Origin of the sequence: Rhizobium sp. UBA1881, from assembly GCF_002338015.1 — a bacterium.
Classification (GTDB): Bacteria; Pseudomonadota; Alphaproteobacteria; order Rhizobiales; family Rhizobiaceae; genus Rhizobium.
In genome coordinates this window covers 1-22374 of record NZ_DDHH01000071.1, presented here as the reverse complement: position 1 = coordinate 22374, position 22374 = coordinate 1, and the positions used below count along the sequence as shown (strand labels likewise).

General features: G+C 62.6%; 24 protein-coding genes. 13 read left to right on the top strand and 11 right to left on the bottom strand.

Annotation, left to right across the window (positions count from 1 at the left end):
* Positions 1-12 precede the first annotated feature (12 nt).
* Together B3605_RS08170 and B3605_RS08165 are read left to right on the top strand one after the other, a co-directional pair.
* The gene (locus B3605_RS08170; RefSeq protein WP_112941071.1) at positions 13-495 is read left to right on the top strand and encodes a MaoC family dehydratase; all 483 of its coding nucleotides are present in this window, start codon (positions 13-15) and stop codon (positions 493-495) included.
* Complete coding sequence (locus B3605_RS08165) at positions 492-956, top strand: MaoC/PaaZ C-terminal domain-containing protein (protein WP_112941072.1); 465 nt, start codon at positions 492-494, stop codon at positions 954-956. Before B3605_RS08170 ends, B3605_RS08165 begins: the two co-directional genes overlap by 4 nt.
* 21 nt (positions 957-977) lie before the next feature.
* Here the strand turns inward: B3605_RS08165 and B3605_RS08160 are convergent, their stop codons facing one another.
* Positions 978-1523, bottom strand: coding sequence for an adenine phosphoribosyltransferase (locus tag B3605_RS08160; RefSeq protein WP_018897378.1), 546 nt, complete (start codon positions 1521-1523; stop codon positions 978-980).
* A gap of 180 nt (positions 1524-1703) precedes the next feature.
* Here B3605_RS08160 and B3605_RS08155 point away from each other — a divergent pair, with 180 nt between their 5' ends.
* Complete coding sequence (locus B3605_RS08155; RefSeq protein WP_162725119.1) at positions 1704-1871, top strand: hypothetical protein; 168 nt, start codon at positions 1704-1706, stop codon at positions 1869-1871.
* A gap of 74 nt (positions 1872-1945) precedes the next feature.
* On the opposite strand, the gene B3605_RS08150 is transcribed toward B3605_RS08155, so the two are convergent.
* Genes B3605_RS08150 through petA form a run of 3 tightly spaced genes read right to left on the bottom strand, consistent with a single transcriptional unit; the run spans position 1946 to position 4708 of the window.
* Complete coding sequence (locus B3605_RS08150) at positions 1946-2812, bottom strand: cytochrome c1 (protein ID WP_047506103.1); 867 nt, start codon at positions 2810-2812, stop codon at positions 1946-1948.
* 26 nt (positions 2813-2838) lie between these two features.
* A complete protein-coding gene (locus B3605_RS08145) occupies positions 2839-4116 on the bottom strand; it encodes a cytochrome b (protein ID WP_018897374.1) in 1278 nt (425 codons plus the stop codon).
* A 13-nt stretch (positions 4117-4129) separates the two neighbouring features.
* A complete protein-coding gene (petA, locus tag B3605_RS08140; protein WP_112941073.1) occupies positions 4130-4708 on the bottom strand; it encodes a ubiquinol-cytochrome c reductase iron-sulfur subunit in 579 nt (192 codons plus the stop codon).
* A 287-nt stretch (positions 4709-4995) separates the two neighbouring features.
* Here petA and B3605_RS08135 point away from each other — a divergent pair, with 287 nt between their 5' ends.
* On the top strand, positions 4996-5928 hold the full coding sequence (locus B3605_RS08135; RefSeq protein WP_112941074.1) for an endonuclease/exonuclease/phosphatase family protein: 933 nt from the start codon (positions 4996-4998) through the stop codon (positions 5926-5928).
* A 20-nt stretch (positions 5929-5948) separates the two neighbouring features.
* Here the strand turns inward: B3605_RS08135 and B3605_RS08130 are convergent, their stop codons facing one another.
* Positions 5949-7817 carry an ABC transporter ATP-binding protein gene (locus tag B3605_RS08130; RefSeq protein ID WP_112941075.1) on the bottom strand — a complete coding sequence of 623 codons (1869 nt, stop codon included), beginning with the start codon at positions 7815-7817 and terminating at the stop codon, positions 5949-5951.
* A 162-nt stretch (positions 7818-7979) separates the two neighbouring features.
* On the opposite strand from B3605_RS08130, the gene B3605_RS08125 reads away from it, so the two are divergent.
* Positions 7980-8222 carry a hypothetical protein gene (locus B3605_RS08125; protein ID WP_183795130.1) on the top strand — a complete coding sequence of 81 codons (243 nt, stop codon included), beginning with the start codon at positions 7980-7982 and terminating at the stop codon, positions 8220-8222.
* Between the two features lie 90 nt (positions 8223-8312).
* On the opposite strand, the gene B3605_RS08120 is transcribed toward B3605_RS08125, so the two are convergent.
* Both B3605_RS08120 and B3605_RS08115 read right to left on the bottom strand, forming a co-directional pair.
* The gene (locus tag B3605_RS08120) at positions 8313-10187 is read right to left on the bottom strand and encodes a methyl-accepting chemotaxis protein (protein ID WP_112941076.1); all 1875 of its coding nucleotides are present in this window, start codon (positions 10185-10187) and stop codon (positions 8313-8315) included.
* Between the two features lie 191 nt (positions 10188-10378).
* Positions 10379-12247: an ABC transporter ATP-binding protein gene (locus B3605_RS08115; RefSeq protein ID WP_296433499.1), complete on the bottom strand. Its 1869-nt coding sequence runs from the start codon at positions 12245-12247 to the stop codon at positions 10379-10381.
* Positions 12248-12629: 382 nt separating this feature from the next.
* Here B3605_RS08115 and B3605_RS08110 point away from each other — a divergent pair, with 382 nt between their 5' ends.
* A complete protein-coding gene (locus tag B3605_RS08110; RefSeq protein WP_112941077.1) occupies positions 12630-13091 on the top strand; it encodes a tRNA (cytidine(34)-2'-O)-methyltransferase in 462 nt (153 codons plus the stop codon).
* 195 nt (positions 13092-13286) lie between these two features.
* Positions 13287-14933, top strand: a complete 1647-nt coding sequence (locus B3605_RS08105) for a Na/Pi cotransporter family protein (RefSeq protein WP_047506123.1) — start codon at positions 13287-13289, stop codon at positions 14931-14933.
* Between the two features lie 3 nt (positions 14934-14936).
* On the opposite strand, the gene B3605_RS08100 is transcribed toward B3605_RS08105, so the two are convergent.
* Complete coding sequence (locus tag B3605_RS08100; RefSeq protein WP_018897365.1) at positions 14937-15197, bottom strand: hypothetical protein; 261 nt, start codon at positions 15195-15197, stop codon at positions 14937-14939.
* Between the two features lie 441 nt (positions 15198-15638).
* On the opposite strand from B3605_RS08100, the gene hemF reads away from it, so the two are divergent.
* The 3 genes from hemF to B3605_RS08085 all read left to right on the top strand — a co-directional run bounded on the left by hemF (position 15639) and on the right by B3605_RS08085 (position 17255).
* The gene (hemF, locus tag B3605_RS08095; protein WP_112941078.1) at positions 15639-16553 is read left to right on the top strand and encodes an oxygen-dependent coproporphyrinogen oxidase; all 915 of its coding nucleotides are present in this window, start codon (positions 15639-15641) and stop codon (positions 16551-16553) included.
* A 102-nt stretch (positions 16554-16655) separates the two neighbouring features.
* On the top strand, positions 16656-16916 hold the full coding sequence (locus tag B3605_RS08090; RefSeq protein WP_112941079.1) for a hypothetical protein: 261 nt from the start codon (positions 16656-16658) through the stop codon (positions 16914-16916).
* 153 nt (positions 16917-17069) lie between these two features.
* Complete coding sequence (locus B3605_RS08085) at positions 17070-17255, top strand: DUF1059 domain-containing protein (RefSeq protein WP_018897362.1); 186 nt, start codon at positions 17070-17072, stop codon at positions 17253-17255.
* Here B3605_RS08085 and B3605_RS08080 read toward each other — a convergent pair whose 3' ends face one another.
* The 3 genes from B3605_RS08080 to B3605_RS08070 are packed head-to-tail and all read right to left on the bottom strand — an operon-like array spanning position 17256 to position 19776.
* Positions 17256-18509: a CCA tRNA nucleotidyltransferase gene (locus B3605_RS08080; RefSeq protein ID WP_112941080.1), complete on the bottom strand. Its 1254-nt coding sequence runs from the start codon at positions 18507-18509 to the stop codon at positions 17256-17258.
* Entirely contained in the window at positions 18506-19156 is a 651-nt protein-coding gene (locus B3605_RS08075) for a CoA pyrophosphatase (RefSeq protein WP_112941081.1), read from the bottom strand. Before B3605_RS08075 ends, B3605_RS08080 begins: the two co-directional genes overlap by 4 nt.
* Positions 19153-19776: a DUF1285 domain-containing protein gene (locus B3605_RS08070; RefSeq protein ID WP_112941082.1), complete on the bottom strand. Its 624-nt coding sequence runs from the start codon at positions 19774-19776 to the stop codon at positions 19153-19155. Before B3605_RS08070 ends, B3605_RS08075 begins: the two co-directional genes overlap by 4 nt.
* Before the next feature lie 162 nt (positions 19777-19938).
* Between B3605_RS08070 and B3605_RS08065 the strand changes: the two genes are divergently transcribed.
* The 3 genes from B3605_RS08065 to B3605_RS08055 form a co-directional block, all read left to right on the top strand.
* Positions 19939-20949, top strand: coding sequence for an AAA family ATPase (locus tag B3605_RS08065; protein WP_112941083.1), 1011 nt, complete (start codon positions 19939-19941; stop codon positions 20947-20949).
* A gap of 22 nt (positions 20950-20971) precedes the next feature.
* Positions 20972-21892, top strand: coding sequence for a DUF58 domain-containing protein (locus B3605_RS08060; protein WP_112941084.1), 921 nt, complete (start codon positions 20972-20974; stop codon positions 21890-21892).
* On the top strand, positions 21889-22374 hold a 486-nt coding region (locus tag B3605_RS08055; RefSeq protein WP_296433498.1), incomplete at its 3' end, for a BatA domain-containing protein. The genes B3605_RS08060 and B3605_RS08055, both read left to right, overlap by 4 nt.

Below are 22374 nucleotides of genomic sequence, written 5' to 3'. Positions count from 1 at the left end.
GTGGAGACGAATTTGTCCGATCAGACACTGGCCTACGAAGACTTTCACCCCGGTCGCCGCTTCGCGCTCGGACCTGTTACGGTCTCGGCGGAAGAAATCATCGAATTCGCCAGCGAGTTCGACCCGCAGCCGATGCACACCGACGAAGCGGCCGGACGCGCCAGCATTCTCGGCGGGCTCGCCGCATCGGGTTGGCACACATCGGCGATGCTGATGCGGATGATGATCGACAGCTATTTGCTGAACTCGCTCTCCGAGGGCGCACCCGGCATCGACATCATGGAATGGCGCCGGCCTGTGATCGCCGGCGACACGCTTTCCGGCCACTCGACCGTGCTTGAGGCGCGCGCCTTGCGGTCCCGCCCGGGCATCGGCATCGTCAAGTTCCGCCACGAGCTCGAAAACCAGCGCGGCGATACGGTCTGCGTTTCGGAAAACCCGATCATGTTCCGCATGGCCCCCTCGTCCGAAGCGCAAACGGGAGCAAGCGCATGAGGATGCTCGATCGCTACACGCTCGGCGAGAAGACCGAGACGGGAAGCTACGCCTTCACCGAGGAAAACATCATCCGTTTCGCCACCCGCTACGATCCGCAGCGCTTCCATGTGGACAGGCAAGCCGCGCGCGAAAGCCTGTTCGGCGACCTCTGCGCCTCCGGCTGGCACACATGCGCCGGCTGGATGACGACATTCGTCGCCTACTGGATCGCCGAGAGCAAGAAAATCGCCCGCGAGGGCCATACGCCGCCCAAGCTCGGCCCGGCCGCCGGATTCAAGGACCTGCAGTGGATCCGCCCGGTTTTCGCGAGCGAAACCGTCGATTACGCCGTCACCCTGCTGTCGAGCCGCCCGATGGCCTCACGCCCGGGCCGCATCCTCAACACCATACTCTGCGAAGGCTATGTCGCGGGCGAACCGGTTGTCAGGTTCGAAAGCAGCGTCCTCGAATTCGAGTAAAGTTCGGCTGCGTAGCCAGCCTCAGTGGCCCGAAAACTCGACCAGCGTCCGCACGTCGACGCCGAGCGCCTCCAGCTTCGCGCGCCCGCCGAGATCCGGCAGATCGATGACGAAGCAAGCCGAAACCACCTCGGCGCCCATCTGCCGCAGAAGCTGGGTCGCGCCGACAGCCGTTCCGCCCGTTGCGATCAAATCGTCGACAAGGATAACCTTCTCGCCCGGCTTCACCGCATCGATATGCATTTCCATCTCGTCGACGCCGTATTCCAGGCTGTAGGCGATGCGCACGGTATCATGCGGCAGCTTGCCCTTCTTGCGGATCGGCACGAAGCCAGCCGAAAGCTGATGCGCCACGGCGCCGCCAAGAATGAAGCCCCGCGCCTCCATGCCGGCGATCTTGTCGATCTTCATCCCCGCATAAGGCTGCACCAGCTCATCCACCGCCCGCCGGAACGCGCGCGCATCGCCGAGCAGCGTGGTGATGTCGCGGAAGATGATACCGGGTTTTGGGTAATCCCGGATGGAGCGGATCGCCTTGACGAGTTCGTTGTCTACTGCGTGAGCCATGGGCGGATGAATGCCTTATTCCTAGAAGAGTCTGCGCGCAAACTGATCCGCCGAGCGCCGATTGTCCATAGCCGTTTCGCCGCATCCTCGACAAATGCGGATAGCCGGCAGCTGATTGATTCAATTTCAAGCTGGGATATCATGCCATATCGACCATACGACAGGCCAAGGGGCGCACCCATGCAGCCACGCGTGAAGATTACCGACGTCGCGATCTGGTTCAAGCACATCGAAGGTCCGAACCTGCCGGAGGGCGACGAAGACGTCAGCGATGATCTGGCTTCCGCGACCAGCTTTTTCCCGGAATGGGAAAGCCCTGAAGACGAAGAAGCCTTCGGTGATCTCTAGCCGCTAGCCCCCGTCCCCTTCCCAACAAAAAAGGCGCCCCGAAGAGCGCCTTTCCTATCAAGCATTTGATATCCTCAGTGGTCCTTGCGGGCGTAGACCGACCGCTTGGTGAGGTAGATCAGCACGGTGAAGATCAAAAGGAAGATCATCACCATGAAGCCGGTGTGCTTGCGCTCGACCAGATGCGGCTCGGCGGCCCACATCAGGAACGAGGCGACGTCCTTGGCATACTGGTCGACCGTACCGGCGGTGCCGTCGTCATAGGTCACCTGGCCATCCGACAGCGGCGGCGGCATGGCGAGGACGGAGGCGGCGTGGAAGTACGGGTTGTAGTGCTGGCCCTGCGACACGGTCGTGCCTTCAGGCGGGTTCTCGTAGCCGGTCAGCAGCGAGTAGATGTAATCCGGCCCGCCTTCCTGGTACTGCGTAAAGATATCGAAGATGAAGCGCGGGAAGCCGCGCTCGACTTCGCGGGCTTTCGCGATCAGCGAGAAGTCCGGCGGCGCCGCACCGTTGTTGGACGCAGCCGCCGCTTCGGCGTTGGCAAACGGCGACGGGAAGTAGTCCGACGGCACGGCCTTGCGGCTGTACATGTCGCCGGCGGCGTTCGGGCCATCCTGCACTTCGTAGTTGGCGGCGAACGCCTTGACCTGCGCTTCCGAGTAGCCGAGATCGCCCAGCATGCGGAACGGCACGAGGTGCATGGAGTGGCAGGCGGCGCAGACTTCGGTGTAGACCTTCAGGCCGCGCTGCAGCTGGCCCTTGTCATAGTGGCCGAAGGGACCGGCAAAGGTCCAGTCGACCTCCTTCGGCTCCTTCAGCGGATAATGCGGGGTCGCCGCCTCGTGATGTTCGGCGGGCTTTGCCTCCTGCGCGACAGCCGCGCTCCCGAGACAGCCGACGACTGCGAGTGACAGGATGCTTGCAACAAGCTTTTTCATGATGTGTGTTCCCTCTCGCCGCCCGCTCATGCCTTGGCCGCTTCGGCAGCGACCGACTTGTTGCGCTTCTCCAGCACTGCCTCGGTGATCGAGTTCGGCACCCGGCGCGGCGTCTCGACGAGACCCAGGACCGGCATGACGATCAGGAAGAAAGCGAAGTAGAGCAGCGTGCAAATCTGCGAGATCGTGGTGTAGAGGCCTTCCGCCGGCTGCGAACCGAGCCAGCCGAGGATGATCGCGTTGATCACGAACAGCCAGTAAGCCATCTTGTACCACGGGCGATAGACCGCTGAGCGAACCTTGGACGTGTCGAGCCACGGCAGGAAGAACAGCACGATGATGGCGCCGAACATGACGAGAACGCCAGCCAGCTTGGAATCGATCGGTCCGATGTTGAAGGTGATCGAGCGCAGCATCGCGTAGAACGGCAGGAAGTACCATTCCGGAACGATATGCGCCGGCGTCTTCAACGGGTCGGCCGGGATGTAGTTGTCGGCGTGGCCGAGGAAGTTCGGCAGGTAGAAGACGAAATAGGCGTAAACCAGCAGGAACACCGATACGCCGAGCGCATCCTTGAGCGTCGCGTAAGGTGTGAACCGCACCGTATCCGTCTTGGTCTTGACCTCGACGCCAGTCGGGTTGGTCTGGCCGGTCACGTGCAGCGCCCAGATGTGCAGCACGACGACGCCGGCAATGACGAACGGCAGCAGGTAGTGCAGCGAGAAGAAGCGGTTCAGCGTCGGATTGTCGACCGCAAAGCCGCCGAGCAGGAACTGCTGCACCCATTCGCCGACCAGCGGGAATGCCGAGAAGAAGCCGGTGATAACGGTGGCGCCCCAGAAGGACATCTGACCCCAGGGCAGAACGTAGCCCATGAAGCCGGTCGCCATCATCAGCAGATAGATGAGAACGCCGAGGATCCAGAGGATTTCGCGCGGCGCCTTGTAGGAGCCGTAATAGAGGCCGCGGGCGATATGCAGATAGACCGCGACGAAGAAGAACGACGCGCCGTTGGCGTGCATGTAGCGCAGCAGCCAACCGTGGTTGACGTCGCGCATGATCTTTTCGACGGAATTGAAGGCAACGGATGTTTCCGCCGCATAATGCATGGCGAGCACGATACCTGTTAGCATCTGCACGATCAGCATCACCGACAGCATGGCGCCGAAGGTGTAGGCGTAGTTCAGGTTACGCGGAACCGGATAGGCGACGAAGCTGTCATAGACGAGACGAGGCAGCGGCAGGCGTGCATCGATCCACTTCTCAAGGCCGGTTGATGGCTCGTAGCTGGAATGGCCACTCATAAATCAGTCCCCCTCAACCGATTTTGATAACTTTGTCGGAAACGAACGAATAGGTCGGAATCGCAAGATTCTGCGGTGCCGGGCCTTTCCGTATGCGGCCGGCCGTATCGTAGACCGAGCCATGACAGGGACAGAACCACCCGTTGTATTCGCCGGCCTGGCCGAGCGGAACGCAGCCAAGATGGGTGCAGGACCCGATCATGACGATCCAGTTTTCCTTGTCCTTGCCGGCCGAACGGTCGACACCCGTCGCCTGCGCGTCGGCGGCGAGGTTGGCGTTGCGCGCGATCGGATCCTTGAGCTCCGCCAACGGAACGTCATCTGCAGCCTTCACTTCCTCAGGTGTACGGTTGCGGATGAAGATCGGCTTGCCGCGCCACTTGGCGGTCAGCGACATGCCAGGCTCGAGGCTCGACACGTCGACTTCAATGGAAGCCAGAGCGAGCGTCGAAGCGTCGGGACGCATCTGGTCGATAAACGGCCATGCGACAGAGACGGCGCCGACGGCGCCTGCCATACCCGTGGTTAAATAAAGGAAATCACGGCGTGTGGGCTCGCTAGAGACCCCGCCTGTCGTTTCGTGTTCGCTCACGGCTTAACATCCTCTGCCCAAACTTCGCGGAATTTTCCGCGCCATCCCTCCAAGGCGACGAATCTGTCATACAGATATTCGAACTTAGATTCCCCACCCACTAAGGCGCGTTCTATTATCGATCATCAATTATGTCCAGCCTCGGCAGGGCAAGAGGGCACAATGTCGCGGGCCTTCAGAGTTGATTCTTTAGGACAATCGCGCGGCTGCAACAGTGTTGCGTTGCAACATATCCGGCCGCGTGTTACGTGGCCGAAATATTACTCGCTCACGCCCGGTGCCATCCTATGAGACACACTTTATTCTGCGTGGGCAGTGTTCTCGTGTCGCTGCTGCTTGCGGCCATTTCTTTGCGTTATCTCACGCACACTTGGCTGCTTGCCTTCGTCTACAGCTTTCAGGTTCATTTCGCGCTCGCAGCACTCGCCGCAAGCCTTGTCCTGATCCTCATAAGGCGGCATTGGTACGCCTACCTGCTGCTTAGCGTGTCGGTGCTGCTTGCCGGCCACGGCGTGCTGATGCTGAAGGAATTCGAAGCCACCCCGCCGGCAACCGCGCCGCGCCCGCTGCTGCGCCTGATGTCCTTCAACATCGAGAACGACAATTTCGAAAACAGCCGCCGTATCGCTGAGGACGTGATCGCCTCCGGCGCCGATGTCGTCAACATCCTCGAAGCCGCGCCCTTGCTGCCGGAGCTTCCACGCATGTCCGCGACCTACCCCTATCGCATCGGCTGCGGCGTCGGCACGCCGGGATGCGATACGCTGGTGCTCTCCAAGCGCCCGTTCCTTGAGCAAGGCGTGAGAACCCTCGGCGATCTGTGGCCCAACCGTCTCGTCCAGGTGACGATCGATGTCGACGGAACGCCCGTCCACCTCGCCTCCGTCCACCTCGCAAAGCCCTATTTCGACGATTTCCAGGTCGACGAACTCTGGGATCTCCGCAAAGTCGTCAAGTCGGTGGATGGACCGCTCATCGTCGCCGGCGATTTCAACTCGGCCATTATCGATCCCCATATTCAGGATTTCGTCCGCGCCACCGGCCTGAACACGGTGTTTCCGGAGCCCGCGACATGGCCGACCCGAGCCGGCAAGCTGGGGATCGCCATCGACCACGTGCTCACCCGCCCGCCCCTGCGGCTGGTCTCGGTCAGGCAGATCGAAGACAATGCCGGTTCCAACCACTACGGGCTGATGGCCGAGATCGCCATCGATCGCTAGCGGCGGATGAGCTGGAACGCCTAGACCTCTTCCAGATCGGCCGCCAGGAAGCCGCCCGATTGCCGCGCCCAGAGCTCGGCGTAGAGCCCGCCATCGCGCAGCAGCGCCTCGTGCGTGCCCTCCTGAATGATCCGCCCCTTGTCGACGACGATCAGCCTGTCGAGCGCTGCGATCGTCGACAGCCGGTGCGCGATCGCCAGGACCGTCTTGCCGTCCATGATCCGGTTGAGGTTCGTCTGGATCGCCTCTTCCACCTCGGAATCCAGCGCCGACGTCGCCTCGTCGAGAACCAGGATCGGCGCATCCTTGAGCATGACCCGGGCAATCGCGATCCGCTGCCGCTGCCCGCCGGAGAGCTTGACGCCGCGTTCGCCGACATGCGCGTCGAACCCCTTGCGCCCTTGCTGATCCTCCAGCCGCTGGATGAAGCCCATCGCCTCCGCGCGACGCGCCGCCTCGACCAGTCCTGCCTCGCCTGCATCCGGGCGACCGAAGAGGATGTTGTCGCGCACCGAGCGGTGCAGCAGCGAGGTATCCTGGCTGACGACGCCGATCTGCATCCTGAGCGATTCCTGCCTGACGCCGGCGATATCCTGCCCGTCGATCAGGATACGCCCGCCTTCGAGATCGTAGAGCCGCAGCAGAAGGTTCACGAGCGTCGACTTGCCGGCGCCGGAGCGCCCGACAATGCCGACCTTCTCGCCGGGAGCGATGGTCAGCGAGAAATGGTCGATCACGCCGCTGCCCTTGCCATAGTGGAAGGACACGTCGTCGAAGCGGATGCCGGGCTCGGCGATGACAAGATCCGGCGCATCCGGCTTGTCGACGAGACCGAGCGGCTTGGAGATGAGCTCCGCCGAGTTCTGGATCGTGCCGAGATTGCGCATGATGCCGTTGAACTGCGTCATCAGGCGACCGAGCAGGAAGTTGAGCCTGAGCACCAGCGCCAGCGAAAACGCGACCGCGCCCGAGCTGATCAGCCCCTGCAGCCAAAGATGCACGCTGAGCCCCGCCATGGTCACGATCATGATGCCCGAGAGCAGCGCCATCGAAGCGCGCACGCCGGTGATGAAGCGGGTAAAGAGCAGCACCGTCGCCTGGAACGTATCGAAGCCCTGCCGCATGTAGCGATCGGTCTCTTCGTCGCGGGCAAAGAGCTTCAGCGTCTGGATGTTGCTATAGGCATCCACCATGCGCCCGTTGAGTATCGAGGCGGATTCGGCCGTATCGCGCGAGTGGCGCCGGATGCGCGGCACGAAGTAGCGCGCCAGAATCCCGAAGGCCACGAGCCAGCACAGCACGACCACCGCCAGCGACAGGTCGAGACGCGCGACGAGCACCAGCGTCGTCGCCGCATAGATGCCGACGAACCAGACGCTCTCCATCAGCGATGTCACCAGATCGCCCGTCGCCTGCCCCGCCGACCAAACCTTCGTGACGATCCGCCCGGAGAAGTCGCTCTGGAAGAAGGACAGCGATTGCCGTGACACATGCAGGTAGGATTGCCAGCGCGCCAGATTGTAGAATCCCGGCGTGATCACCTGCTGATCGACCAGCGCGATCACAAGCTGCACGATGAAGCGCACGAGGCCGATGAGGAAGAGCATGCCGAACAGCTCGAAGCCATGCGCGGCGAGCAAGCCGTGCCAGCCGACGTCGGGTTTGATGCTGGCGAGAATATCGACGACGCGCCCGACGAACCAGAACAACGCCGCCTCGATCGCGGCCGACATGCCGCCGAGAACCAGCATCGCGATGAAGGGGAGCTTGGCCTGGCCGATATAGAACCAGATGAAGCCCGTCGTCGACCGCGGCGGCTGAATGTTGTCGCGCGGTTGGAAGGGATCAATCCAGGTTTCAAAGGCACGAAAGAGTCGATTTAGGAGCATATTTGCGATATAGGCTTATCCGCCGGATGGGGAAAGCAATCCGTTCGCCGGACCAGCCTAATATTTTCGTAATGATTGGTAACATCGACGGCATCGTCGTTGAATGAGACATGTCCTGCCACAATGTGGGAATAGCATGAGATTTCACGGGAGACGGCCACAATGCAAAAGAGGACACTCGTGTCGAGCATACCGTTGCCTTTGGCGGAAAGACTCGATGCGGTTATAGAGCAGCTCGGCGTACCGCACGACCAGGTCGTGGCGGAAGCCGTTGCCGCTTGGATCGATAGTGAAGAGCAGCGTCGGTTGATGGCGTTGCGCACGCTTGCCTTTGCCAGCAGCATGGCGGTAGAGGGCCATCGCATCATCGACTGGGCGGACAGCCTGAGTGCCGACAGGCACTGAGAAGACACATCCAAGCGACTGATTATAAAATGAAAACGCCCTCCCGATATCCCAGGGAGGGCGTTTTCAATTGTGCTTGATATCAAGTCTTCAGCCGTAGGCGCGGGCAACACGGGCACCGAGCGCGCGGGCTGGCGATTGGACGGGCTGATCGCTCGCCTGCGAAGCGACACGCATCGAGGCAGCCTGGCTTTCGCTCAGCCTGAACTGCGAGAGAAGCTCGATCAGCGCTGCCGCTTCCCGCGCCAGGCTGTGAGTAGCGGCCGTCGTCTGCTCGACCATCGCCGCATTCTTCTGGATGCCCTGATCCATGTGGTTGACGGCGACATTGATCTCGCTGAGGCCTGTCGACTGTTCGCGTGAGCTGCTGACGATGGCCGACACATTGCCGTTGATCGCCTGAACCTCCGACACGATCACGGCAAGCTGCCGGCCGGTCTCGCCGACGAGCTCAACGCCCTGACGCACCTGATCGCCCGATTTGGTGATGAGAGTCTTGATCTCCTTGGCGGCATTGGCCGAGCGCTGGGCGAGCTCGCGCACTTCCTGCGCCACGACCGCGAAGCCCTTGCCCGCCTCACCGGCGCGCGCTGCCTCGACACCGGCATTCAGCGCGAGCAGGTTGGTCTGGAAGGCGATGTCGTCGATCACGCCGATGATGTTGGAGATCCCGTTCGAGGAGGTCTCGATGGCCTCCATGGCCGCAACCGCCTGCTCGACGATCACGCCGGAGCGCTCGGCGCCGCTGCGGGTCGTCTCCACCAGTTCGCCCGCCTGCCCGGCGCGCTGAGCCGTATCGCGGACCGCCGTAGTCACCTGCTCGAGCGACGACGCCGTCTCCTCGACCGAAGCAGCCTGCTGCTCGGTGCGCTTCGCCAGATCGTCGGACGCTGCACGGATCTCGTTGGCGCCGGCATCGATCTTGCGGGCATTTTCGCCGACCACGCGCAGCACGCGTTCCAGGCCATGGACGGATTCGTTGAAGTTGCTGCGCAGCTGGTCCAACTGACCGGCAAAGCTCTGCTCGATACGGACAGTCAGGTCGCCGTCGGACAGGCTCTTCAAGCCGCGGGCCAGATTGTCGACGGCAAACGACACCTCGGCCGCCTCGCGCGCCTTCTGCTCCTCGCGCGCAATCCGCTCGCTTTCGCTCATCGAGCGATTGGCTTCCGTCTCCCGCTCAAGGCGTTCGCGCTCCAGCGCGTTGTCGCGGAATACGGCAACGGCAGCGGCCATCTCGCCGATCTCGTCCTGGCGGCCGGCATAGGGAATGGCCGCCTGATTGTCGCCGGCTGCCAGTGCGTTCATCGATTGCGTGATCACCCCGATCGGCCGCGTGACGCGCACCAGGCTCAGCGCAGCTGCGCCGATTGCGAGAAGCACGGCAATAGCAACACCTGCTATCGTTGCGATAGTCACGATCTCGGTCGCGTCGGCCGCGGCCTTCTTGTCGTTGCCGGCAGCGGCGCGATTGTCTGAGATCATTCCCTGCAGAATTTCACCGGTGCTGTTACCCATCGGCGTCATCTTCTCGATGACTGCCTTGGCATCACTGGTTCTTGCACTGACGAGCAGGCTGGAGAACTGGTCTCCAAGCTTGTCGTAATCCGCGATGATTGCCTTGAGCTGTTCGAAGCGCGGACGCGGGCCGGCCGACTGGGCGGCTTCAAACGTCTTGATCGCGGTTTCGCGAGCCGCTGTGGCGGTCTTGATCTGAGCCAGAAGCGTCTTCTGCTCTTCCTCGCTGACGGCAGCGAGCACCGCGAGATAGAGGCGACGGACATCGGACACGCGACGCTCCATCTCCGCGATCATCAGCGACTTGTCCATCCGCAGGCTGATGCTTTCGGCCTGGCTGTTGAGCTGCCACACTGACCGCATGCCGGCAGCGCCCTGCGCGATCAGGATGAAGACGATGAAGGCAAATAGCGCGGGCAGAAGAATCTTGATCTTGAGAGAGCTCATGGCTGGCACCTGAAAATTTCAAACAATGCTAAATTGATGAAACCCTTGTGCCAGTCTCCGCTAAACAAAAACTTACCACCGGCGCGTGTTTTTATGTCGCAATCAATGAGCCTCCGCACGCACGCCGTGCTATTTTTGACATTCGTCAAATCCCCCCGCTCCGCATGCAGGGCGGAGCGGGGGAGCCTGCCTTACTCGGCCGCAGCCTCGTTCTGGACACCATCCTCATCCGAGTGATCGGCCAGGAAGCCGCCCGACTGGCGGTTCCAGAGGTCGGCATAGACCCCGCCCTGCTCCACCAGTTCGACATGCGAGCCGGCCTCGATGATCTTGCCCTTGTCGAGCACGACCAGCCGGTCCATCTCCGTCAGCGTCGACAGACGGTGGGCAATCGCGATGACCGTCTTGCCCTCCATCAGCGCGAACAGGTTCTCCTGGATCGCCGCCTCGACCTCGGAATCGAGCGCCGAGGTCGCCTCGTCGAGCACCAGGATCGGCGCGTCCTTGAGGAAGACGCGGGCGATCGCGATACGCTGGCGCTGGCCGCCCGAGAGCTTCACACCGCGCTCGCCAACCTGCGCATCGAGCGCCTTGCGCCCCTGCATGTCGACGAGGCCCTCGACAAAGTCCCAGGCATTGGCCCGCTTGGCCGCCTCGATAATCTCCGCGTCGGTCGCATCCGGACGGCCATAGGCGATGTTGTCGCGGATCGAGCGGTGCAGCAGCGACGTGTCCTGCGTGACGACGCCGATCAGTTCGCGCAGACTCTCCTGCGAGACATGCGAGATGTCCTGACCGTCGATCGTGATACGACCGCCCTCAAGATCATAGAAGCGCAGCAACAGGTTCATCAGTGTCGTCTTGCCGGCGCCGGAGCGGCCGACCAGACCCACCTTCTCGCCCGCCTTGATGTCGAGCGACAGGTTTTCGATGATGCCCTTGCCCTTCCCGTAGTGGAAGCCGATCCGGTCGTAATGGATCGCGCCCTTCTTGGCCGTCAGAGACGAAGCGCCCGGCTTGTCGGTGATGTCGTGCTCTTTCGTCATCATCTCCATGCCGTCATAGACCGTGCCGATATTCTCGAACAGCGCCGAGACTTCCCACATGATCCACTGCGACATGCCGTTGACGCGCATGGCAAGACCGATGGCAATCGCGATCGCGCCGACCGAGATGCCGCCGTTCAGCCAGAACCAGATCGACAGGCCCGAGATCACGAACAGCGCCACGCAGTTGTTGATATAAACCGATGCGTGGAACATCGTGACCTTACGCATCTGCTGGTGCACGGTCTGCAAGAAGCCGTCCATGCCCTCCTTGGCATAGGTCTCCTCACGGCCCGCATGCGAGAACAGCTTCACCGTCGCGATGTTGGTGTAGCTGTCGACGACGCGGCCGGTCATCAGCGAACGCGCATCCGCCTGCATCGCCGCGATCTTGCGCAGACGCGGTACGAAGTAGGCGACGATGGCGATATAGACGCCGAGCCATGCCAGGATCGGGATCATCAGCCGCCAATCGGCCGCCGCGATGACCACGATCATCGAGATGAAGTAGCTGACGACATAGACGAAGACGTCGAGGATCTTCATCACTGTCTCGCGCACGGCAAGCGATGTCTGCATCACCTTGGTGGCCACGCGTCCGGCGAACTCGTTGGCGAAGAAGGTCATGCTGTGACGCATCAGGAAACGGTGCATCTGCCAGCGGGCGATCATCGGATAGTTGCCGATCAGCACCTGGTGCATGATGACGGAATCCGCCACCGCCGCCAGAGGCAGGCCGATCAGGATCAGCGCCCCCATCCAGTAGAGCTTGTAACCCTCGGTCTCGAGGAAGGTCTTCGGATCGGCATGCGTCAGCCAGTCGACGATATTGCCGAGAAACTGAAACAGCGCGACTTCGCCGACCGCAATCAGCATCGTCAACACGGCCATGGCCGCAAGCCAGGGGGCCGCGGGCTTAGTGTAGTGCCAGCAGAAGGCAAACAGCCCCTTCGGAGGAACGCCGGGCTCCTCGGAGGGGAAAGGATTGAGACGCTGTTCAAACCAGCCAAACATGAAAATGCTCCGAACTTCAGCGTTCCTGCCCTCGCCGGCACAGACGCGCAACGGCTTATATGGGCAGTGGACGTTCAAGGGACGAGGCCAACATGGCCGCGCAATGGATTACGAAAGGGAAATCAGAAAGAAAAGGACGCTTTAGGAGCGTCGGGTCGCCATGATCCGCAGATTGGCGGACGGGAGGCTGACATACGGCAATGCATTCATCTTGGCGCTCCCTTGTTGGCGATTGAAGATATGCACCGATAACGCGAAATTGACGCGTTTTCCAGGCCAAACTTGCCGAAAGCCAAAGATTCGCGCCCAAAAAGCAGGCTGTTGCACCAAAACCGCACTTGCACTAGGTCAGGCCGGACAGAAGCGATCAAACGGGGCGATCATGGCGGACCTCAGAATAGCACTCTATCAGCCCGATATTCCTGGCAACACCGGCACCATCCTGCGGCTTGCCGCCTGCCTCGGCTTTGCCGTCGATATCATCGAACCCGCCGGTTTCGACATCTCCGACCGCAACCTCAAGCGCGCCGGAATGGATTACATCGCCGCCGCCGCCCTCACCCGCCATGTCAATTTCGAGCAGTTCGAGGACTGGCGCAAAACCACCGGCCGCCGCCTCGTGCTGGCCTCCACCAAGGCATCCGGCCGCTACACCGACTTCCGCTTCCGCTCTGACGACATCCTGCTCTTCGGCCGTGAGAGTGCCGGCGTGCCCGACCATGTGCACGACACCGCCGATGCCCGCATCCTCGTGCCCATGGTCGAGGGCCAGCGCTCCATCAATGTCGCGGTATCGGCGGCGATGATCACGGGCGAAGCCATGCGCCAGACCGTCTGGTCCTGACCCTGCCACGGAAATGCCGGTTCAGCGGCGCATAATGTCGCGAACGGCGTTGTGAAATCGCCGATCAGGCGTATAATTTTTAGCCGGACAAACAAAAAATCGGACGATATGCCGATATTTCAATGGTTTGCCGCAACCAGAGAGTCGCAAAACGCGCCACTGAAGGCGCCAAGAGATAGAAAAAGACAAGCCCGCATGGAATCCACAATCGTCATGATCAACCTGTTCGGCGCCGTAGCCCTGCTGCTGTTCGGCCTGTCGCAGGTGAAGGATGGCGTATCGCGCGCTTTCGGCGCGCGGCTGCGGACGGGGCTTGCCTCCGGCACCAAGAGCGGCCTGCGCTCCTTCGTCTCCGGTTTCGTTGCCACCATCGCGCTGCAGAGCTCCACCGCGACCGCCCTGATGGTCGCCTCTTTCGTTGAGCGCGAGCTGGTCAAGCCGCGCATGGCGCAGATCGTGCTTCTGGGCGCCAATGTCGGCACCGCCGTCACCGCCTGGATCGTCGCAACCGGCATCGAGTGGCTGTCGCCGCTGGTCATCCTCGCCGGCATCGTGCTCTATCGCGGCGGCTCGACCTCCCGCCAGGGCGGCGGTCAGGCGCTGATCGGCATCGGCCTCATGTTGCTGTCGCTGCACCTCTTGAGCAGCGCCACCGAGCCGATGCGCCAGTCGCCGGCGCTCTCGGCCTTCATCGGCCTGCTCGACAATGCCTGGCCGGTGGCGCTCGCCTTTTCGGCCTGCATCGCCTTCATCTCTTCGTCCAGCCTCGCCGCCGTCGTCCTCATCCTGTCGCTCGCCTCGACGGGCATCCTGTCGGCCGGCCTTGTGATCGTGCTGGTGCTCGGCGCCAATCTCGGCGGCGCCATCCCGCCCGTCATCGCCTCGCTTTCCGGCCCGGCCTCGGTCAAGCGCGTCACGCTCGGCAATCTGATCGTCCGCGCCATCGGCTGCCTGATCGCGCTGCCGCTCGCCGGCTTCGGCGCCGATCTCCTGGAAACCCTGCCGCTGTCTCCCGCCAAGCTGCCGGTCGATGCCCATCTCGGCTTCAACCTCCTGCTTGCGGCCCTCGCCTGGCCCTTCTCGCGCCTGCTGTCGCGCTTGATGCTGAAGCTCGTCCCCGAGGACGAGCAGGCCGACAACGCGCCGCGTTATCTCGATCCGCAGGAACTCTCGACGCCGGTCGTGGCGCTCGCCAGCGCCACCCGCGAAGTGTTGGGGGTCGGCGACCTGATCGAGCGCATGCTGCAGCGCGCGGCTGACGCCTTCGAGCGCAACAACATGTCGAAGCTGACAGAAATCGCGAGCCTCGAAAAGCGCGTCGACAGCCTGCAACAGGAAGTGAAGATCTACCTCTCCAAGCTCGGCCGAGGCGGCCTCAGCGAAGAGGACGGACGCCGCTCGATCGTTATCATCGACTATGCGATCAATCTCGAGCATATCGGCGACATCATCGAAAAGGGCCTGCTGCCGCAGGTCGCCAAGAAGGTGTCGCTCGGTTTGAAGTTCTCCGAGGACGGCTACGAGGAGCTGAGCAAGCTCTTTCATCTGACGCTGGAGAACCTGCGCATCGCCCAGACGATCTTCGTCACCCGTGATTTCAATCTCGCCCGTCAGCTGATGGAAGTGAAAGTGGAAGTGCGCCGCATGGAGAAGCAATCCTCCGAGCGCCATCTGGAGCGCCTGCGCGACGGACGCGCCGACAGCCTGCAGACGAGCTCGCTGCATCTCGACATGCTGCGCGACCTGAAGCGCATCAACGCCCATATCGTCTCGGTCGCGCATCCGATCCTGGATGAAAGCGGCCTCCTGATCGAAAGCCGCCTGCGCGACGCCGCCGAATAGACCTCAATCGGCCGATGGCAGACGCCGCATTGTAAACTCGATCTGGTCGCCGTCGAGCTGGCGCCAGCTCTCGACCTCGGTCCAGTAGGCGGCCTTGGGGTACTCGTCGAACCACTCGCGGGCCTTTGCGCGCGCATCGAGCAGCGCCAGACAATAGGTCTGCCGCACGAACCGGTCGTTCTTGCGCGGCGTGCCCTCGGCCCGGTGCTTGGCAATCCTTCGTTTCAAGCCGTCAAATGACGGCGGTCCTGGGATCTTCGTCATACAACCTACCTCCAGGGTCAAAACTCAATCAGGATAGGGGTTCTGCAAGCTGTATTTTGTGTCTGAGTAGGAGGAGAGGTGCGGGAAATGCCCATCATTTTCAAACCTTTCCGACGCCCGCAGGCACAAAATACAGCTTGCCCGCAGGGTTGGCGATGACGGGCCGCCTGATCGCAAACAATGCTCGACAAGACCAAGAGGTCTTCCCTTGCGCTTGTTTGCTTCCATCCAATCCCGTCATCGTCAACAGAACCCCTATCCTGATTGAGTTTTGACCCTAACGGAAAGGTAGTATCGACGCCTGAATATTGCGAGTCGAATCTGAAGCCTGCTCACCAACGCCGTTGGGCTGTTGGCGCTATGCCAAACGACCTGCTATCAGGGGCGATTGAAGCGGGTGTGACTCGAATTTTGCCCGCGCGCGTACCGGAGACGACGACTATGGAACGACCCGAACTTCCGATCGGCCTGCCCGCGGATATCGAGGACAAGAAGGAGATGGCCCGCACCTGGTTCGAGGGCCTGCGCGACCAGATCTGCGCCTCTTTCGAAGCGATCGAGGATGAACTCGCAGGACCGCTTTCCGATCGTGAGCCGGGCCGTTTCGTCGCCAAGGATTGGAAGCGCGAGAACGGCGCCGGTGGTGGCGGTCGCATGTCGATGATGGAAGGCCGCGTCTTCGAGAAAGTCGGCGTCCACACCTCCACCGTCTACGGCGAATTCAGCGCCGACCTGCGCTCCCAGATGCCCGGCGCCAAGGACGATCCGCGCTTCTGGGCCTCGGGCATCTCGCTGATCGCCCACCCGGTGAACCCCAACGTCCCCGCCGTGCACATGAACACCCGCATGGTGGTGACGTCGAGCCGCTGGTTCGGCGGCGGCGCCGACCTGACGCCGGTGCTCGACCGCCGGCGCACCCAGGAAGACGACGACACCCGCCTGTTCCACAAGGCGATGGAGATCGCCTGCCGCAGCCACGCCGGCGTCGCCGATTATGACGCCTACAAGAAGTGGTGCGACGAATACTTCTTCCTCAAGCACCGCAACGAAGCGCGCGGCACGGGCGGCATCTTCTACGACTGGCTGCATTCGAGCGAGGAGGCAGGCGGCTGGAGCGCCGATTTCGCCTTCACCCGCGATGTCGGCCGCGCCTTTGCGATGGTTTATCCACGGATTGTTCGCTCCAACTTCAATAAACAGTGGACAGAACAAGATCGTGAAGAACAATTGATTCGCCGTGGGCGATATGTCGAGTTCAATCTGCTATATGACCGGGGAACGATCTTCGGCTTGAAAACGGGTGGGAATGTCGAGTCCATTCTCTCATCGCTACCCCCCGCCGTTCGCTGGCCGTAACTGGGAGGAAAGATCGGCAATTTGATCGTGAGAGGCTTTTAATAAGCGGACCGGATACCCATTTCATGCATGTACGCGTTCAACAATCGGAGGAGGATTGTCATGACGATACAGAGTGGAACACCGGCGGCGGCAGGTGCTCAACCGCCACCCCGCCCAATCGACACACCCGAGATGCTCAACAGGCTGGCCGAAGCGCTGAAAGCCAAGAGCGGGTCCGATCTGCCCCTTTCCTGCTTTGTGGAACAGGTCAAGCTTCAACTCGCCGGCGGCCTGTCCGCCGAGGAGTTGTCGCGCCGCACCAAGGGCCAGAACAACAGCGCCCACACGGATTGCTACCGCGCATGGGCGATGCCCGAGTAATCGGGCTCACCGTCCGGGGAACGGACACATCGACGATCGCGTGAAACATGCGATCCCTACGGCCGGTGCGACAACCAGCCGGAACCTTCCCGTCCCTGGAGCATTCCCACAAAACGCATAAGCGTCATTGAGAACTCAAGTCAGGAGGAGACGATGAGACTTTTCGAATGTGGAACGCTGGTCCCCGGATGCAGCTGGCACACACGCGCAAGCGACGACGCCGAAGTCGTGCGCCGCGCTGTCGACCATATGAAATCCGCGCATGGCGAAACCATCATCCGCGAAAACATGGTCGACAACATCAAGGCCCGCATCCGCAACGAAGCGAACGCGGCCTGATCATCTGACGCGATCAGAAAGCCGGGCGAGCAAGGTCGCCCGGTCGGAGGCGAAGTTTTCCTCCACCCACTGATGCTCCAGCGTGGCCAACGTCTCCCCGACCTGCCGGCCCGACGGAATGCCTGCAGCGATCACATCCCCGCCATTCACAGGAAAGCTCGGCTTCACCCATGCATTGGCGTGATCGAGCAGCTTGTTCAGCCGCGCCGATCGTGCCATCTCCGCCATGTCGCCCTCAGCCTTCCCGCGCGCCACCGCAAGCGCCAGCTTCAGCCGTGTGATGATACCCTCAGCGCCGTTGCGATAAAGCAGCCGATCGAAGGCCGCCGTCGACATTTCGTCGTTGATGGGCGCCGCATTCGCCCAGGCCTTGAAAACCACCGCTTCCGCATTGGCTAGCTTCAGCCGCGCCGCCATCGCCTCCAGCCGCTTGGCATCGGGCGGCACGATCGCGGCCAGCCTCAGCAGCGGATCCGGCGTCCATCCGAGCGCCTTCTCGGTCGCGATCAGCGCCGGGATCGCGTCGATGCCCCACTTTTCGGTCTCCGGCAGAATTTCCGTTAGCGCGCCCACCGTGCGCATCCACAATAGCGCGCGCCCCGGATCGTCCGCCGACAGCAGCTTGCGCATCTCCGACCACACCCGCTCGGCCGACAGCGTCGAAAGCTTGGAGCGGGCAGCCGCGGCCGCCCGCAACCCGTCCGCATCCGGCCGCCCAGAGCCGTAATAGGCAAAGAAGCGGAAGAAGCGCAGGATGCGCAGATAGTCTTCCTTGATCCTGGTCGCGGCATCGCCGATGAAGCGGATGTTCCGCTTCTCGATATCGACAAGCCCGCCGACAAGATCGACCACCTCGCCGTTCTCGCCCACGTAAAGCGCGTTGATCGTGAGGTCGCGTCGCTCGGCATCCGTCTGCCAGTCGGTGCTGAACGCCACCGTCGCCCGCCGCCCGTCGGTCTCGACATCGGCGCGCAGCGTTGTCACCTCGAACGGCTTGCGGTCGATGACGAGCGTCACCGTGCCATGCTCGACGCCCGTCGGCACGGCCTTGATCCCGGCTTCCTTGGCGCGCTCGATCACGACGTCAGGCGTCAGCGTCGTCGCCACGTCGATATCGCTGACATCTAGCCCCATCAGGCTGTTGCGCACGGCGCCACCCACCACGCGCCCCTCGCCGCCATCGGCATTGAGCAGCGAGAAAACGCGCTTCAGCGCCGGGTCGTTGAACCATGCTTCATGAGCAAGGTTGGTCATGCGTAGAGCCTTTCATAGAGCGTGCGGACGATGCCCGCGGTGATGCCCCAGATCATTCTGGTTTCATAGGGCATGCGATAAAAATGTCGGTCGAGCCCGTCGATCATGCGCTTGTCGCGAATGTGATTGCCGGGCGCCATCAGGAAGGAGAGCGGCACCTCGAAGACGTCGTCGACCTCATCGGGATTGAGCTTGAGATCAAAGCCGGGCTGCACCACCGCCAAGACGGGCGTGATGCGAAACCCCGTCGAGGCCAGATAAACAGGCAGCCGCGCCACCGTCTCGACGAACGAGCCCTTCAGCCCGATCTCCTCGTCGGCCTCGCGCATAGCGGCCTGCTCCGGCGTCTCGTCCGCCCCATCGATCTTGCCGCCTGGAAAGGCGATCTGGCCGGAATGCTTGCGCAGCGTCGAGGTGCGCAGCGTGAAGATCACCCGCGCCTCGTCGCCGTCATCGATGACAGGCACCAGCACGGCGGCGTCCCTGAGCTTGAAGGTCTCCACCTGGGCGATGATCTCGGGATTGAGGATATGGTCGCCATGCTCGCGCCACGACAGATCGACCGGCCCGCCCATCTGGTGCATTGCCCGGCGTCTGAATTCGGCTGCGGAATAAAGCGCGCCGTCCTTGGTCTGAATCTCTATCATCGCGACAGCGCATCCAGTTCAGCCGCCGGCATAACGGGAAAGGTCTCGCCGCCGGAGCGCAGACAGAACATCGCGACCCCGTCGACATCAACAGTCTCGCCAAGCTCCACGAGCTGGTACATGACAGCCCGCGATACCAGCGCGTCCAATCGCCCGCGCACATGCAGGTATGGCTTCAACTCATTGTTATCGCCGTGAATGACAAACCTGATCGGATGCTCCTTGCCAGCCTCGATGACATCGCCGACATTGGTGCGAAAGGTCAGCACCGCCTGCCCGTCCCTGACGGAGGCGTTCATCTCGACAGCGAGGAACGGCGCATCGACGATCCGGATACCGACTTTTTCCACAGGAGTTACGAGGTATGTCTTGCCATCCTCATCCTTGCGCAGAACCGTGGAAAACAGCCGCACCAGCGGCGCCCGGCCGATCGGCGTCCCCATGTAGAACCACGTCCCGTCGGCGCGGATCTCCATGTCGATATCGCCACAGAACGGCGGATTCCATTTCTCGACGGGCGGAAGACCGCGTTTTGCATCGCCACCATCACCCGCGGCGCGCGAAATCAGCGCGGCCAGATCCGCGGCATCGGTCGCTGCCTTGATCTCTTCGGTTGCCATTGTTCCGTCTCTGTTTGCACTTAACGCAGGAATGTCACGAGATAGTCATTCGAAACGAACTTGTCAGCCCGCAACATCTTCATAACTCTATCGGGTATGAGGCACACGTGTAAAAGTCCGACGATTCGCGACGAATGAGATCAGCCGCTGGAGAGATGCCTGATGGGTATGATGAAGACCGAAGCCCCCCTCGATGAAAAGGCGATCGTCGCCGCAGCAGAAAAAGCGCTTGCCGATATCGCCACAGTGAGGAGCGAGGTCGCCAAGGTGATCTTCGGCCAGGAGAGCGTCGTCGAAAACACGCTGCTCGCCGTTCTCTCGGGCGGCCACGCCCTGCTGGTCGGCGTCCCCGGTCTTGCCAAGACCAAGCTGGTCACCACGCTCGGCGAAGTGCTCGGCCTCGGCGCCAACCGCATCCAGTTCACGCCCGACCTGATGCCGTCCGATATCCTCGGCTCCGAAGTGATGGACCAGGACGAGACCGGCCGCCGCTCCTTCCGCTTCGTCAAGGGTCCGGTCTTCGCTCAGCTCCTGATGGCCGACGAAATCAACCGCGCCTCGCCGCGCACCCAGTCGGCGTTGCTGCAGGCGATGCAGGAGTACCACATCACCGTCGCCGGCCAGCGCTACGACCTGCCGACGCCCTTCCACGTGCTCGCCACCCAGAACCCGCTGGAGCAGGAAGGCACCTATCCGCTTCCCGAGGCACAGCTCGACCGCTTCCTCATGCAGGTCGACGTCAACTACCCCGAACTCGCCGCCGAACGGCAAATCCTGCTCGACACCACCGGCCTTGCCGAAACCAAGCCGCAGGCCGCGCTCAGTGCCGAGCGCCTGATCGAGATCCAGACGCTGATCCGTCAGATGCCCGTCAGCGACAAGGTGGTCGACGGCATCCTGGCGCTCGTCCGTTCCGCTCGCCCCGGCCAGGGCAACGCCGCAACCGACAAGAACGTCGCCTGGGGCCCCGGCCCGCGCGCCGGCCAGGCAATGATGCTCTGCGCCCGCGCCCGCGCGCTCTATGAAGGCCGCCTCGCCCCGTCGCTCGACGATGTCCACGCGCTGGCCGAACCCGTGCTGCAGCACCGCATGGCGCTGACCTTCGCCGCCCGCGCCGAAGGCATGTCGGTGCGCGACGTCATCGCCGGGCTGGTGAAGCAGGCCAAGGGCTAAGCTCAGGAAGGAAGCCTCACGCGTGGCATCGATCGGACAGACCGTCACTCCGACCCCAGGCAGCGATGCCCTTGCACGTGCAAGGCAGCGCGCCAGCCTGCTGCCGGATTGCCTCGTCGAGGCCAAGCGGATCGCCAACACCGTGATCGCCGGCTGGCATGGCCGCCGCAAGCGTGGGATCGGCGAGAATTTCTGGCAATTCCGGCCCTATAGCGAAGGCGAGAGCCTGGCGCGCATCGACTGGCGCCGCTCGGCCCGCGACGACCACACCTATATCCGCGACCGCGAATGGGAAGCCGCCCACACGATCTGGCTCTGGGCCGACATGTCGCCGTCGATGATGTACAAGTCCACCTTCGGCAGCGTCTCCAAGGAAAGCCGCGCGTTCGTCATCATGCTGGCACTCGCCGAAATCCTCGCCCGCTCCGGCGAACGCGTCGGTTGCCCCGGCGTGATGGAACCGATCTCCGCCCGCAACGCCGCCGAACGCCTTGCCGTCGCCCTGATGCACGCGCCGCTCACCGGCGGCCTGCCGGATACCGCCATGATCCGCGGCTCGAGCGACCTCGTGCTGATCGGCGATTTCCTCGATGATGCCGAGGCCGTGATGGCCCGCATTGGCCCGCTCGCCCGTCGCGGCCTGCGCGGCCACGTCATCGAGGTGGCCGATCCCGCCGAGGAGTTGTTTCCCTATACTGGCCGTACCGAGTTCACCGATCCCGAGACCGGCTTGAAGCTCACCTCCGGCCGCGCCGAAAACATTCGCGACGCCTATACGCGCGCCTATCTCGGCCGCCGCGACGGTCTTGGCCAGAGCCTGCGCCACCTCGGCTGGACCTTCATCAGCCATCGCACCGATCACCTCGCCTCCGAGGCGCTGGTCGCCGTCCACATGCATCTCTCCGGAATGCCCGGGAAAGCAACGCATGGAGGCCAGCTGTGAACGCGCTTCCCTTCGCCTTTGCCTATCCGGCCATTCTCGGCGCCCTCGTGGCGCTTCCCGTCATCTGGTGGCTGCTGCGCCTGACCCCGCCGCGCCCGAAGACGGAAGTCTTCCCGCCGCTGCGCATCCTCGCCACAGTGCTGAAGCGCGAGGAAACGCCGGCCCAAAGCCCCTGGTGGCTGACGCTGCTGCGCATGTTGCTCGCCGCCGCCGTCATCCTCGCCATCGCCGATCCGGTCTTCAACCCGCGCACCAGCTCGATCGCCGCGGGCGGCCCGCTCGTGCTCTTCGTCGATAATGGCTGGGCAACCGCGCCCGACTGGGAACGCCGCGTTCAGACTGCCGAGGCGCTGATCGACGACGCCGATAGCGCCGGCCTGCCCGTCGCTATCGCCTTTACCGCCGATACCAGCAACGATGCCGTCGCCGGCACCGCCGCCGTCGCCCGCGAAAAACTGCGCGCCGCCGAGCCGCAGCCGCTC